This is a genomic window from Streptomyces sp. NPDC054887, assembly GCF_053610585.1.
The window spans coordinates 31,493-44,633 of sequence record NZ_JBSGYQ010000005.1; the positions used below are offsets into that span (position 1 = coordinate 31,493).

A 13,141-nucleotide genomic window follows, 5' to 3' on the forward strand; every position below is an offset into this window, starting at 1 on the left:
AGGACCGGCACTCAGGGGGGAATTGACGCGCGGCACGGCATGCGCTGTCCAGGGTGCGACGCGGGAACAGGCCATCGCGTGCGGCCGGTCAGGACCCCTGATGGGGCACAGTGGACCACGCCGGAGCGGTGCCCGCGACCCGGCAGACGTTCAGGTAGAGCGGGATCGGTGGCGTGTAGGGCGCGCTGCCCTCCGGCAGGTGGACCAGACGCGGACGCGTCCGCGGTACGCGCGCCCCGGCGACGTAGCGGGCGGGGTGCGGCCAGATCAGGCCGAGGTCCGAACCGGCGGGCACGAGCCACCACCACCAGTCGGCGTCGGCGAAGACGCACCCCGGCCGGGACAGGTGCGCCATTGTCCGGAACCCGTGCCGCGCGGGTAGCCCCACCGCGTCGCAGCCGAGCGGGGTGGCGAAGCCGTCCGGCAGCGGCAGGCGGAAGCCGGCGTCCTGCTCGCCGTCGTGCGCCGGGCCCTGGAGCCCCAGGTCTTGGCGGCGGCCCTGCCCGCCGGCCTCGGGGCGCCGGCCGCGCGACAGGCGGCCGCCCGGCAGGCCGGTCATCACCGACCTCAGCAAGGAAGCTCCGCCCAGACGACCCGTCCGGGGCCGTCGGCGGCGTCGCGCGTCCCCCAGAAACTGCTCAGGGTGTCGACCAGTTGCAGACCGCGCCCGTGCTCGTCCTCACCGGCCTGGCGCAGCCGTGGTCCCGTGGGGCGACGCCCCTGGTCCTTCACCGCGACCCGCAACCGACCGTCGCTGTCGCGCAGTTCGCAGACGACACGCTCGCTTGCGGTGTGCAGCACGGCATTGGTGAAGAGTTCCGAGACGATCAGCGCCGCCGTGTCGCAGATGTCCTCGTCGACGCCCCACTGCGTCAACTGCTGCCTGGTCAGCCGGCGGGCCGCGGCCACGAACTCGGCACGCCCCGGAAGTTCGAACCCGTAACGCCGTATGGCCGTTCCCCGGCAGTGGTCCATGAGCGGGGGGACGAGCACAGAGCCTGGTGCCACGAGCGTTTCCTCACGGTGTGGGGGCAGGGCCGGGCCGCTGCTTCCCCCCGGTGGCAGCGCGCGGCGTCCGCGTGAACTGGTTCACCGCGCAACTCTCCCTCCGAACGCGACACTTGGCAAGGGCCACTATGAAAATTGCAGAGTGTCGTTTCTTTGGCTGCGGCCGCGTGGCACACTGCTCGCAACAGCCCATGGGGAGGTCTGAAGTGAGTGAACCGCGGTCCGCCCCGACGGTGGGTCAGGTCGTCCTCGGCAAGCGCCTGCTGGACCTGCGCGAACGGGCGGGCCTGAGCCGCGAGGAGGCCGCCAGGGTTCTGCGCGTCACCCCGGCCACCATCCGCCGGATGGAGACGGCCGAGGTCGCCCTCAAGATCCCTTACGTTCAGCTCCTGCTCCAGGCGTACGGGCACCGCCCCGAGGACATCGACGCCTTCGTCGAACTCGCCGAAGAGGCGAACAGGCCCGGCTGGTGGCAGCGCTTCCACGGCGTGCTGCCCGACTGGTTCAGCATGTACGTGAGCCTGGAGGGCGCCGCGTCGCTGATCAGGGCGTACGAGCCCCAGTTCGTGCCGGGTCTCCTCCAGACCGAGAGCTACGCCCGTGCCATCCTGCGCGGCGGAGCCGTCGGCGGGGCCGGCGCGGACGCCGTCGAGCGGCACGTTGCCCTGCGCATGGAGCGTCAGAGCCTCCTCACGCGTCCCGACGCCCCCCGGCTGTGGGTCGTCATGGACGAGACGGTGCTGCGGCGGCCGGTGGGCAGTCCCGATGTGCGGGGCGAACAGATCGACCGCCTCCTCGAGGCCGCCGAGAGACCCAACATCACCCTCCAGATCGCCGAGTTCGCGACCGGGCACCACCCCGGCACGTACGGCCCGTTCGTCCTCTTCCGCTTCGCAATGCCGGAACTCCCGGACATGGTCTACAGCGAGTACCTGACCGGCGCGGTCTACCTCGACTCGCGCCCCGAGGTGGCGGCCCACCTGGAGGTCATGGACCGCATGGCGGCTCAGGCCGCGACTGCACAACGCACGAAGGAAATCCTCAAGGATCTCCGCAAGGAGCTGTGATGGACCCGATTTACAACGGCATGCCGGCCAACGACCTGCCCGAGGAGGGCTGGTACAAGCCGTGGAGCGGCGGCAACGGCGGCAACTGCATCGAAGCCATGAAGCTGGCCGACGGCAGAGTCGCCGTCCGGCAGTCCGCCGACCCCGAGGGGCCGGCGCTGATCTACACACCGGGCGAGATCGCCGCCTTCATCCGGGGAGCGAAGGCCGGACAGGCCGACTTCCTGCTCACCTGACTCCGCGACCACCCGACTCCCCGACCACCTGCCAGCTGTGCACCCGCCACCCCCCGACCCATGGAGCGCCGTATGACCGGGCAAGACCGCACCCCCGTCGAGATAGACACCAGCAAGCCGCACCCGGCGCGCATGTACGACTGGTTCCTCGGCGGCAAGGACAACTACCCGGTCGACGAGGAGATGGCACGCCAGCTCCTCACCCTCGACGCGCGCGGGCGCGACATGGCGCGGGTCAACCGCGCGTTCATGCACCGGGCCACGCGCTGGCTCGCGGAGAACGGCGTACGGCAGTTCCTCGACATCGGCACCGGCATACCCACCGAGCCGAACCTGCACCAGGTCGCCCAGCGCACCGCCCCCGACGCGCGGATCGTGTACTGCGACAACGACCCGATCGTGCTGGCCCACGCGGAGGCGCTGCTGCGGTCGACGCCGGAGGGCGCGACGGAGTACATCCAGGCGGACGCCCGTGAGCCCGACCTGATCCTGGAGCGCGCCGGCAAGGTCCTCGACTTCTCGCAGCCCGTCGCGCTGTCCCTCCTGGCGCTGCTGCACTTCGTGGGCGACGAGGACGGCGCGCAGGCGCTGGTCGACCGGCTGATGGACCGCCTCGCGCCCGGCAGCTTCCTGGTGCTGTCCCACGTCACCGGAGACTTCGACCCGGTGGGCGCGGCCAAGGCGTCGGCGCTGTACTCGGCGAAGGGGCTCACCCTGCGGCCTCGCTCGCGTGCGGAGTTCGCCGAGTTCTTCGACGGCTTCGAGCTCGTCGAACCGGGCGTCTCACTGGCCGCCGACTGGCGGCCGGAGCTCGGCGAGGTCGTGCCGGTCGCGGGCGACGACCCGATCCCGGGGTACGCGGGAGTGGCCCGCAAGGTCTGACGGGTCCAGGGGGCGCAAGGCGTACGGGCCTCGGGTTCGTACGCCGCCCCCGCTCCGCCCGAGGGGTTGGGCCAGGTGCCGGCCGCTGATTGCCGCTGCATTGCCGCCGATCGCCGCCGAGGGGGACGGTTGCGGCGGGACGAGGTGCGGCACCGCCGTGCCGCTTTGGCCGGGGCGCGCCCCGTCAGCCGGGGTTCGAGGTGGCGACGAGGCCGTCGAGCACGGACGTGACCCGGTGCCATGTGTCCCAGTCGCGTTCCGCCGGCGGCAGCTGCCTGCCGTCCCCGGAGCCCCACTCCGCCGCCACCGCCACCGCGTCCCGCCCGCTCGCCGCTCCCGCGGCCAGCGCCGCCGCGCCTACGGCGACCAGCTCTCCCGCCGGGGGGATCAGCAGCGGGCGGCCGGAGAGGCGGCGTACCGTCTCCACCCACGTACGGCCCCGCGCACCGCCGCCCACGAGCCGCAGCGGGCGGGAGGCCACCTCCGGATCGGCGGGGTCGAGGCCGCACGCGCGCAGTACCTCGTCCAGGGCCCGCAGCACCGTGACGGCCGCGCCCTCGTAGGCCGCGCCCAGGAGCTGGCGCGCTGTGGTGTCGTGGCGCAGACCGGTCAGGAGGCCGGAGGCGGCGGGGAGGTCGGGAGTGCGTTCGCCGTCGAGGTACGGCAGGAGCACCGCCTCGCCGCCGGGCGCCGCGTCGTCGCGGTCGAGGCCCAGCAGGGCGGCCACCTTGTCGACGGCGAGCGTGCAGTTGAGGGTGCAGGCGAGCGGCAGATAGCCGCCGTCGGCGGCGGCGAAGCCCGCCAGTGCCGGTGAGTCCGGCCGGGTGCGGGTGGCCGCGAACACCGTGCCGGAGGTCCCCAGGCTGAGCACCGGGTGGTCCAGCAGACCGGCGCCGCCGAGACCGAGCCCGACGGCCGCGGCCATGTTGTCGCCCGTGCCCGCCGCGACGGCGATCCCGGCGGGCAGGCCGAGCAGCGCGGCCGCCGCGCCGGTGAGGGAACCGACGCGGGTGGCGCCGGTGGGGGCCACCGCGGGCAGCAGCCCGGCGTCCAGGCCGATCAGATCCAGCAGCGCCGGGTCGTACGCGCCGGTGGCGGTGGAGTACCAGCAGGTGCCCGAGGCGTCGCCCGGGTCGGTCGCGGCCACCCCGGCCAGCCGTTCGGTGAGGAAGTCGTGGGGGAGGCGCACGGCGGCGGCCGACTCGGCGGCGTGCGGCTCGTGCTCGCGCAGCCACCGCCACTTCGCGGCGGTCATGGACGCGACGGGGACCGACCCGGTGCGTGCCGTCCAGGCGGCCGGACCGCCGAGCGCTTCGGTGAGGGCGGCGGCCTGCGGGGCCGAACGGGTGTCGTTCCACAGCAGCGCGGGGCGCAGCGGGCGCCCGGCCCGGTCGAGGACGACCAGGCCGTGCTGCTGCCCGGCGACCGCGATGCCGGTGACGGCGGACGCCGCCACCCCCGACTCCTTCAGCCCGGCGGCCACGGCCCCGGCGAGCGCCCGCCACCACTCCTCGGGGTCGCTCTCGCGCGCCCCGGCCTCGCCGGTGACCCGGTGCGGCGCGCGGCCGACCGCGAGCAGCCGGCCGGTCGCGGCGTCGGTGAAGGCGGCCTTGGTGGACTGCGTGGAGCTGTCCACCCCGACGACGACCGTGCTCGGCGTCATGAGATCCCTCGTTTCCGCGGTGCGCTTCTTGTGGAACAGATTGGTGGTGCAGTATTAGTCATGTCAACAAACAAATGGAGGACGGTCATATGCCGGAGCGCTTCACTCCCACCCCCGACGACAAGTTCACCTTCGGCCTGTGGACCGTCGGCTGGCAGGGCGTCGACCCCTTCGGCACGGCGACCCGCCCGGCCCTCGACCCCGTCGAGACCGTCCGGCGCCTGGCGGAGCTGGGCGCCCACGGCGTCACCTTCCACGACGACGACCTGATCCCCTTCGGCTCCTCGGACGCCGAACGCGAGGCGTGTGTGAAGCGGTTCCGCCAGGCGCTGGACGCCACCGGCATGAAGGTGCCGATGGCCACCACGAACCTGTTCACCCACCCGGTCTTCAAGGACGGCGCGTTCACCGCCAACGACCGCGACGTCCGCCGCTTCGCGCTGCGCAAGACGATCCGCAACATCGACCTCGCCGTCGAACTCGGAGCCACCACCTACGTCGCCTGGGGCGGCCGCGAGGGGGCCGAGTCCGGGGCGGCGAAGGACGTGCGCGTCGCCCTCGACCGCATGAAGGAGGCGTTCGACCTGCTCGGCGCGTACGTCACCGAACAGGGTTACGACCTGCGCTTCGCGATCGAGCCGAAGCCCAACGAGCCGCGCGGCGACATCCTGCTCCCCACCATCGGCCACGCGCTGGCGTTCATCGAGCGCCTGGAACGCCCCGACCTGGTCGGCGTCAACCCCGAGACGGGCCACGAGCAGATGGCCGGCCTCAACTTCCCGCACGGCATCGCGCAGGCCCTGTGGGCGGGCAAGCTCTTCCACATCGACCTCAACGGCCAGACCGGCATCAAGTACGACCAGGACTTCCGCTTCGGCGCCGGCGACCTGCGGCAGGCGTTCTGGCTCGTGGACCTGCTGGAGACGGCGGGTTACGACGGCCCCCGGCACTTCGACTTCAAGCCGGTGCGCACCGACGGCACCGACGGCGTGTGGGCGTCCGCCGCCGGCTGCATGCGCAACTACCTGATCCTCAAGGAGCGCGCCGCCGCCTTCCGCGCCGACCCCGCGGTCCAGGCGGCCCTGCGCGCCTCCCGCCTCGACGACCTGGCCCGCCCGACCGCCGCCGACGGCCTGGCGGCGCTGCTCGCCGACCGGGGGGCGTACGAGGACTTCGACGTCACGGCGGCGGCCGAACGGAGCATGTCCTTCGAGGTGCTGGACCAGCTGGCGCTCGACCACCTGCTGGGCGTACGCGGGTAGGGCACGGGCGGCCGGTGGCGGGGCCCGCGTACGGTGGGCGCCGCGACGCGACCGCCGGCGGTCGTCTAGGCGTACGCCGCCGGGTCCGCCAGGACGTCGCGGACGACCAGGGCCGCCGCGCCGCGCGACGCGTCGCCCGTCAGTGACGAGGCGCGCAGCCGGCCGCTGTCGCCCGACCAGAGGCCCGACACCACCCTGCCGTCCAGCTCCCGGCCGGCCGGGGCCGCCAGCCACGGCATCAGCGTCCGGTAGATGCCGCCGAGCACCACGGCGTCCGGGTCGAAGAGGTTCACCGCGCCGGACAGGACGAGCCCCAGCATCGCGCCGGCCCGCCGGATCGCCTCGACCGCCCGGGCGTCGCCCGCGCGGGCCCGGGACTCCAGCTCCGCCACGCCCGGCAGCCCGGCGTTCTCGTCGATGCCCGCCGCCCGCAGCACCGCCCGCTGGCCGGCGTACTGCTCCAGGCAGCCCCGCGAGCCGCAGCGGCACGCGGGGCCTGCGGGGTCGACCACCACGTGTCCGATCTCCCCGGCGAAGCCGTGGGCGCCGCGCAGCAGTTCGCCGCCCAGTACGAGGGCCCCGCCGACGCCGATCTCCCCGCTCAGGTAGAGGAACGTGCGCTCCCGCCCGAGTCCGCCGAACCACAGCTCGGCCAGGGCCGCAAGGTTCGCCTCGTTGTCCGAGCCGACCGGCAGTGCGGGGCGCCCGGGAAGCAGCTCGGCGAGGGCCCGCGCGAAGAGTTCCTCGGCCGCCACGCCGTTCCAGCCCAGGTTGGGCGCCTGGCGGACCGTACCGCCGGACACCAGGCCGGGCAGCGCCAGTTGTACGCCGACCGGGTCGAGGTCCGCCCCGGCCGCCGACTCCAGCGCCCGCGCCGCGATCGCGGCGGCGTGCGCCAGGACCTCGGCCGGGCGGGCGGCGCGGCCGTCGGTGTGCTCGGTGAGCCGTACCCGGTCGTCGCCGGACAGGTCGGTGACGCACGCCGACACATAGTCGATGCCGACCTCGACGCCCAGGCCCGCGACGCCCGTACGCGCCACCTTCAGGACGGTGCCGGGCCGCCCCGCCTGCCCGCTGAACGTCTTTCCCCACTCGGTGACGAACCCGCTGTCCAGCAGTTGTTCGACCAGCGAGGAGACGGCGGCCCGCGTCAGCCCCACCCGGGCCGCGATCCCGGCCCGGGTCGCCTCGCCCCCGTCGTGGACGGCGCGTAGCACCAGGCTCAGGTTGTGCCTGCGCACGGTGTCCTTGTCGGCCTTGGGCTCCAGGCGCGGGGGGTTGCTCCTCATGACACCGAGAGCCTAGGCGACCCGCTCCGGAAGCCGTCCGTCCGGTCGGGGCGCCGGTTACTCGCGAGGAATGAGGAGGGTGCTCCAAGGTGAGCGGCGCCGCAGATTGAGAGAGGGTCCAGTGGTACGAACCCCCGACTGACCTTCGATCCGAAGGCGCGGCCGGGAGGCCGTCGACGGGCCGGCCCGCGTGGGTCGGAGGCGTTGTCAGTGGTGGGAGGCAGGATGAAGGGCATGACGAACACACCTGCCGTTCTCGCACATTCCGCCGCGTACGCGGAGGCGGTCCAGACCGCGACCCGGGCCGCAGCCGCCTACTACGCCCAGGGCGACAGCGCGCTGGACGACGAGGCGTACGACCGGCTGGTGCGGATGATCGAGACGTACGAGCAGGCGCATCCCGACGAGGTGCTGCCGGACTCCCCGACGGGCAAGGTGGCGGGCGGCGCCGCGGTCGGGGACGTGCCGCACACCGTGCCGATGCTGTCGCTGGACAACGTGTTCTCGCCCGAGCAGTTCGTCACCTGGACGGCGTCGCTGGAGCGCAGACTCGGCCGCCCGGTGGAGCAGTGGAGCGTCGAGCCCAAGCTCGACGGCCTCGCCGTCGCCGCCCGCTACCGGTCCGGCAGACTCGTGCAGCTCATCACGCGCGGCGACGGCACGGCGGGCGAGGACGTGTCGCACGCCCTGGGCACCGTCGTGGGGTTGCCCGGCGAGCTGACCGAGCCGGCCACCTTCGAGGTGCGCGGCGAAGTCCTGATGACGACCGAGCAGTTCGAGAAGGCGAACGCGGTGCGCACGGAGCACGGCGGCGAGCCGTTCGCCAACCCGCGCAACGGCGCCGCCGGCACGCTGCGGGCCAAGGACCGCCCGTACACGGTGGAGATGACCTTCTTCGCGTACGGCGCCCTGCCGCTGCCCGGGTCCGGGGAGCTCGGGGACGGGCTGGGGGAGTGGCCGCACAGTGAGATCCTGCGGCGTGTGGCGGCGCTCGGCGTGCACACCGCGGCCGACACCGCCGTGCCGCCGCGCACGGCGGCCACGGCCGAGGAGGCGCAGGCCAGGATCGAGGAGATCGCCGCCCTGCGCCCCGAGCTGCCGTTCGGCATCGACGGGATCGTCGTCAAGGCGGACTCGGCGGCGGACCAGCGGGAGGCGGGCGCCGGTTCCCGGGCGCCGCGGTGGGCCATCGCGTACAAGCTGCCCGCCGTGGAGAAGGTCACCCGGCTGCTCTCGGTGGAGTGGAACGTCGGGCGTACGGGGATCATCGCGCCGCGCGCCGTGCTGGAACCGGTGGAGATCGACGGCTCGACGGTCACGTACGCCACCCTGCACAACCCCGCCGACATCACGCGGCGCGACCTGCGCCTCGGGGACCAGGTGATGGTCTACAAGGCGGGTGACATCATCCCGCGCATCGAGGCGCCGGTCGCGCATCTGCGCACCGGCGAGGAGCGGCCGATCGTCTTCCCGGAGACCTGCCCGCAGTGCGGCTCGGAGATCGACGCCAGCGAGCAGCGCTGGCGGTGTGTGCGCGGCCGCGACTGCCGGGTGGTGGCGTCCATCGCGTACGCCGTCGGACGCGACCAGCTCGACATCGAGGGGCTGGGTACGACACGTGTCGTGCAACTCGTCGACGCGGGGCTGGTCGGCGACTTCTCCGACCTGTTCTCCCTCACCCGCGAGCAGCTCCTGACACTGGAGCGGATGGGCGAGACCAGCGCGGACAACCTGCTGGCGGCTGTCGAGCGGGCCAGGACCCGGCCGCTTTCGCGCGTCCTCGCGGCGCTCGGCGTACGCGGAACCGGCCGGTCCATGTCCCGCCGCATCGCCCGGCACTTCGCCACGATGGACCACCTGCGTGCCGCCGACGCGGAAGCGGTGCAGCGCGTGGAGGGCATCGGGGTGGAGAAGGCCCCGGTGATCGTCGCCGAACTGGCCGAACTCGGCCCGCTGATCGCCAAGCTGGTCGCCGCCGGGGTGAACATGACGGAGCCGGGGGCGACGCCGCCGGCCGAGAACGAGACCGTGGACGGCACGGCGGCGGAGGAAGCCGCCGACTCCGCCGGTCCGCTCGCCGGGATGACGGTCGTCGTCACCGGCGCCATGACCGGACCCCTGGAGAAGCTGAGCCGCAACCAGATGAACGAGGTCATCGAGCGCGCGGGCGGCAAGGCTTCGTCCAGCGTCTCCAAGCGCACGGCGCTGGTGGTAGCGGGCGACAACGCGGGCTCGAAGCGGGCGAAGGCCGAGGACCTGGGCGTCCGCATCGCCACCCCCGACGAGTTCGCCGCGATGGTCGCGTCCGTACTGCCGCAGGACTGACGTACGGCCCGGCCGGGCGGGGGCCGCCGCCCCGCCCGGCCCCGCTCGCCGGCCGGACGGGGCCGTACCGTCCGGCACGTCCCGTCAGCGCCCGTTGCCTCCCGCCCCCGGCGGGAGCAGCGTCACGGTGAACGCCTTCGCCGGGCCGACGTTGCCCGCCGAGTCGATCGTGCGGTACTCGACCGTGTGCGAGCCGTACTCCGGTGTCGCGTCGTCCCACGGCACGACGCGCGGCGTGCCGAGCTTGCCGTAGACCAGGCCGTCGACGACCGTGCCGCCCGGGGTGAAGCGGAACGGGGCCTCCGCGTCCGTCGGCCAGCCGAAGTACGTGTACCAGCCGTCGCCGTCGACCCTGAACTGCGAGACGACGTACCCCTCCTTGTCGTCGCGGGCCGTCAGCCTCATCGTGAACGGCCCGTCGTAGACGTACTCCACCGGCCTGCCCGGCCGCCGCACCGTACGCAGCGGCTCGGACAGGGCGTACGCCGCCTTCGCCGGGGTGCCGTCGACCGTCCAGCGCAGCGTCCTGTCCGTACCCGCGATGCGCGCCGTCAGCGTGTGGGCGCCGCGCCCCAGCTCCAGCGGGCCGAGGTCGAGGTCACGGTCGTTGCCGGGGTTGCGCACCGGCCGCCCGTCCAGCGCCCACCGCACCCGCGGGATGCTCCCCGTGGGGTGACTGGTGTCGGCGTACACGACCGACTCGGCCCCCACGGGAGCAGCGGTCCCGGTGTGACCGGTGAACTCCGCCGCGGCGGACGCCGGCGGTGTCGTGACCGAGGGGTCCACCGTCCACGTGACGGTACGCGTCAGCGCGTCCGAGGCACGGATCCGCGGGTCCCGCACGAACGGGGTCGGGTCCGAAACCGTCGCCGTGAGGGTGTGGCGACGGCCCTCGCGCAGACCGAGGCGCCGCAGATCCAGACTGCGCCCGCCCGCCGTGCCGTCCACCCGGCGGCCGTCCAGCCGCCACACGGTGCCGAGTTCTCCGCCGACCGGATGCAGCGTGTCGACCCACAGCGTCCGGTCGTCGCCGACCGGCACGCCGTTCGGCGTGTGGTCCTGCACGAGGTTGACCTTGGCGGAGATCGCCTGCGTCATCACCTCCCGCTCCACCTGGTCGAAGGAGTAGCCGAGCGTCTTCATCAGCGAGTGCCTGCTCGGCCGCCACACCCCCTTCGTCCGGTACATGCCGCCTTCATGGCGTCCGATGACACCGCCGGAGTCGCTGCGCTCGCCCAGCCAGCGCCACCACTTCTGCCGCTCGGCGCGCATCTCCTCCTCGGTGCGGAGCGTGTGATGCGCGGAGTCGGGTTCACCGCCCTCGTACGTGCCGCCGGGGACGCCCCGCGCGTAGTAGTCGTACTCGTCCTGGAGCCGGCCCAGCGAGTGGCCTATCTCGTGCGGCGTGATGAGCGACGACAGGGCGTTTCCGCCGGACGCGGTGGCGAAGGCGCCTCCCGCGCCGCCGTACGTGGCGCTGTTGGCGAGGCCGACGATCTGCCGGTTGGAACTCTTCGACCCGGGGACCAGGTCGGCCAGAGCCGTGGCCGCCGCCGAGTCGATCGACAGCAGCCGCTGCACGCTGCCCGGGTCGCAGCCGCCCCAGAAGCCCATGTTCAGCGGGGTGTCGCGGCGCGGCGCGTCCAGGCCGGGGTCGCAGTCGACGCCGGACTCGGGGGACGGCACCTCCACCGCCCAGACGTTGATGTACGAGCGGTAGGAGGCGAACGGCTCCGTGCTCCACAGCACGTTGAGGTGCTTGTCCACGTCGGCGCGGAAGTCCGCCATGTCGTCCGCCGTGTAACCGTCGCCCAGGACGACGAGGTTGAACCGCCGGTCGGCCGGTCCGGTCCGCTGGACCGCCACGACCTCGGCGTTCGCGGTCACGGAGTGGGGAGCCGCGGGCCCGGCCTCCGTCGCCGCCGTGGCCGGCGGTGTGGTGCCGACGGCGCAGGCGACGAGGAGCGCCCCTGCCACCGCGAGAAGCGCGGGTCTGTTCCGGAACTTCATGGTGGTGCACCCTCCGTCTGCCGTACGTCTGGTGATCACGCGGTGGCGGGGAGCGTACGGGTGCGCTCAACGCGCGGTAAAGGGCCCGGTGTTGTGGGTGGCGCGAATGGTGAGGCGGGTGGGCGCGGTCGTCACCGGCTGCGGCAGGCGCGTGCCGGGGCCGCCGGGCGTGATCGAGCCGAGGACGCTCGCGCGGTGGGCGCCGGTGCAGGAAGGGATCGTGCCGGGCAGACCGTGGGCGGTCAGCCAGCCCAGAACGGCGAAGGCGTACGCCTCCTTCGCGGCGGACGGCAGCCCGAGTTCGTCCGAGGTCCGCAACTCGACGCCGTCCCGTCCGGCCCGCAGCTCCTCCCGCAGCCGGCGCATCAGCACGGGGTTGCGGGTGCCGCCGCCCGACGCGATCACCTCCGTCGCCCCGAAGGGCCGTACGGCGTCGGCGACGGTCCTCGCGGTGAGCCGGGTCAGAGTGGCGACGACGTCCTCGACCGGCAGCGGCCCGAAACCGTCCAGAGCGGCGCGCAGGTACGGCAGGTGGAACAGCTCCTTGCCCGTCGTCTTCGGCGCGGGCCGGCCGTAGTACGGCTCCGCCAGCAGCGTTCGCAGCAGGGGCGGATGGACGCGGCCCCGCGCGGCGAGCGCGCCGTCCACGTCCATGGAGTACGCCGCCGGGCCGCCGCCAGGGCCCTCGCGCCCCACCAACTCCCGCACCGCCGCGTCGATCAGCGCGTTGGCCGGCCCGGTGTCGAAGGCCAGCGGCCCACCACCCGCAACGCCGCCACCACCCGCACGGTCCGTATCACCGGCACCGCCTGCCCGGCCCGTACCACTAGCACCGCCCGCGCCGGCCGCACCACCCCCGCCCCCCGAGGCGATCGTGACGTTGGCGATTCCGCCCAGGTTCAGTGCCACCGGCACGCCCGGACGTCCCCGGAGCCACATCACGTCGACCACGTTCACCAGCGGCGCGCCCTGGCCGCCGGCGGCCACGTCCCGTGTGCGGAAGCCCGAGACGACGGGGCGGCCGGTCGCCTCGGCGATCCAGGCGGGCTCGCCGATCTGGAGTGTGCCGTGCACCCTGCCGTCCTCGGCCCAGTGGTAGACGGTCTGTCCGTGCGAGGCGATCAGCTCCGCCCGCCCGCCGCACAGCTCCCGGTCCGCCCGGACGGCGGCGGCGGCGAAAGCCTGCCCGATGCGGGTGTCGAGCCGGCACACGGTGGCCAGGTCCGTCCCGGCCGGCGGCAGCGCGCCGGCCAGTGCCTCCCGCAGACCGTCGTCGTACGCCGTGCTGATCAGACCGAGCGGCGTGAGCACCAGCGTGTCTCCGTCGAGGACGAGGTCGGCGGCCGCCGCGTCGATGGCGTCGTACGACGTGCCCGACATCAGCCCGATCACCCGCAGG

Annotated in this window: 11 protein-coding genes; 5 read left to right on the forward strand and 6 right to left on the reverse strand. The window is 73.7% G+C overall.

The annotated features are described in order from the left end of the window. Positions 1-88: 88 nt before the first annotated feature. On the reverse strand, positions 89-574 hold the full coding sequence (locus ACWGH0_RS04245) for a hypothetical protein (protein ID WP_453402588.1): 486 nt from the start codon (positions 572-574) through the stop codon (positions 89-91). After that, the gene (locus ACWGH0_RS04250) at positions 568-1,008 is read right to left on the reverse strand and encodes an ATP-binding protein (RefSeq protein ID WP_453402589.1); all 441 of its coding nucleotides are present in this window, start codon (positions 1,006-1,008) and stop codon (positions 568-570) included. Before ACWGH0_RS04250 ends, ACWGH0_RS04245 begins: the two co-directional genes overlap by 7 nt. A 206-nt stretch (positions 1,009-1,214) precedes the next feature. On the opposite strand from ACWGH0_RS04250, the gene ACWGH0_RS04255 reads away from it, so the two are divergent. From ACWGH0_RS04255 to ACWGH0_RS04265, 3 genes are all read left to right on the forward strand, one after another. Beyond that, positions 1,215-2,075 carry a helix-turn-helix domain-containing protein gene (locus ACWGH0_RS04255; RefSeq protein WP_453402590.1) on the forward strand — a complete coding sequence of 287 codons (861 nt, stop codon included), beginning with the start codon at positions 1,215-1,217 and terminating at the stop codon, positions 2,073-2,075. Further along, positions 2,075-2,311 carry a DUF397 domain-containing protein gene (locus ACWGH0_RS04260; RefSeq protein ID WP_453402591.1) on the forward strand — a complete coding sequence of 79 codons (237 nt, stop codon included), beginning with the start codon at positions 2,075-2,077 and terminating at the stop codon, positions 2,309-2,311. Before ACWGH0_RS04255 ends, ACWGH0_RS04260 begins: the two co-directional genes overlap by 1 nt. 72 nt (positions 2,312-2,383) lie before the next feature. Then, positions 2,384-3,193, forward strand: coding sequence for an SAM-dependent methyltransferase (locus tag ACWGH0_RS04265; protein ID WP_453402592.1), 810 nt, complete (start codon positions 2,384-2,386; stop codon positions 3,191-3,193). Positions 3,194-3,377: 184 nt separating this feature from the next. On the opposite strand, the gene xylB is transcribed toward ACWGH0_RS04265, so the two are convergent. Beyond that, positions 3,378-4,856, reverse strand: coding sequence for a xylulokinase (xylB, locus tag ACWGH0_RS04270; protein WP_453402593.1), 1,479 nt, complete (start codon positions 4,854-4,856; stop codon positions 3,378-3,380). Positions 4,857-4,945: 89 nt separating this feature from the next. Between xylB and xylA the strand changes: the two genes are divergently transcribed. After that, on the forward strand, positions 4,946-6,118 hold the full coding sequence (xylA, locus tag ACWGH0_RS04275; RefSeq protein ID WP_453402594.1) for a xylose isomerase: 1,173 nt from the start codon (positions 4,946-4,948) through the stop codon (positions 6,116-6,118). Positions 6,119-6,183: 65 nt separating this feature from the next. On the opposite strand, the gene ACWGH0_RS04280 is transcribed toward xylA, so the two are convergent. Then, positions 6,184-7,407, reverse strand: coding sequence for an ROK family protein (locus ACWGH0_RS04280; protein ID WP_453402595.1), 1,224 nt, complete (start codon positions 7,405-7,407; stop codon positions 6,184-6,186). A 225-nt stretch (positions 7,408-7,632) separates the two neighbouring features. On the opposite strand from ACWGH0_RS04280, the gene ligA reads away from it, so the two are divergent. Beyond that, on the forward strand, positions 7,633-9,732 hold the full coding sequence (gene ligA, locus ACWGH0_RS04285) for an NAD-dependent DNA ligase LigA (RefSeq protein ID WP_453402596.1): 2,100 nt from the start codon (positions 7,633-7,635) through the stop codon (positions 9,730-9,732). Positions 9,733-9,816: 84 nt separating this feature from the next. Here ligA and ACWGH0_RS04290 read toward each other — a convergent pair whose 3' ends face one another. Next, entirely contained in the window at positions 9,817-11,742 is a 1,926-nt protein-coding gene (locus tag ACWGH0_RS04290; protein ID WP_453402597.1) for a M64 family metallopeptidase, read from the reverse strand. Between the two features lie 66 nt (positions 11,743-11,808). Next, entirely contained in the window at positions 11,809-13,140 is a 1,332-nt protein-coding gene (locus ACWGH0_RS04295; protein ID WP_453402704.1) for an anhydro-N-acetylmuramic acid kinase, read from the reverse strand. Position 13,141 lies beyond the last annotated feature (1 nt).

Bases quoted from the DNA above. Each gene is read 5' to 3' on its own strand.
- ACWGH0_RS04260 (WP_453402591.1), top strand. From the start codon at position 2,075: ATGGACCCGATTTACAACGGCATGCCGGCCAACGACCTGCCCGAGGAG.
- ACWGH0_RS04265 (WP_453402592.1), top strand. From the start codon at position 2,384: ATGACCGGGCAAGACCGCACCCCCGTCGAGATAGACACCAGCAAGCCG.
- xylB (WP_453402593.1), bottom strand. From the start codon at position 4,856: ATGACGCCGAGCACGGTCGTCGTCGGGGTGGACAGCTCCACGCAGTCC.
- xylA (WP_453402594.1), top strand. From the start codon at position 4,946: ATGCCGGAGCGCTTCACTCCCACCCCCGACGACAAGTTCACCTTCGGC.
- ACWGH0_RS04280 (WP_453402595.1), bottom strand. From the start codon at position 7,407: ATGAGGAGCAACCCCCCGCGCCTGGAGCCCAAGGCCGACAAGGACACC.
- ligA (WP_453402596.1), top strand. From the start codon at position 7,633: ATGAAGGGCATGACGAACACACCTGCCGTTCTCGCACATTCCGCCGCG.
- ACWGH0_RS04290 (WP_453402597.1), bottom strand. From the start codon at position 11,742: ATGAAGTTCCGGAACAGACCCGCGCTTCTCGCGGTGGCAGGGGCGCTC.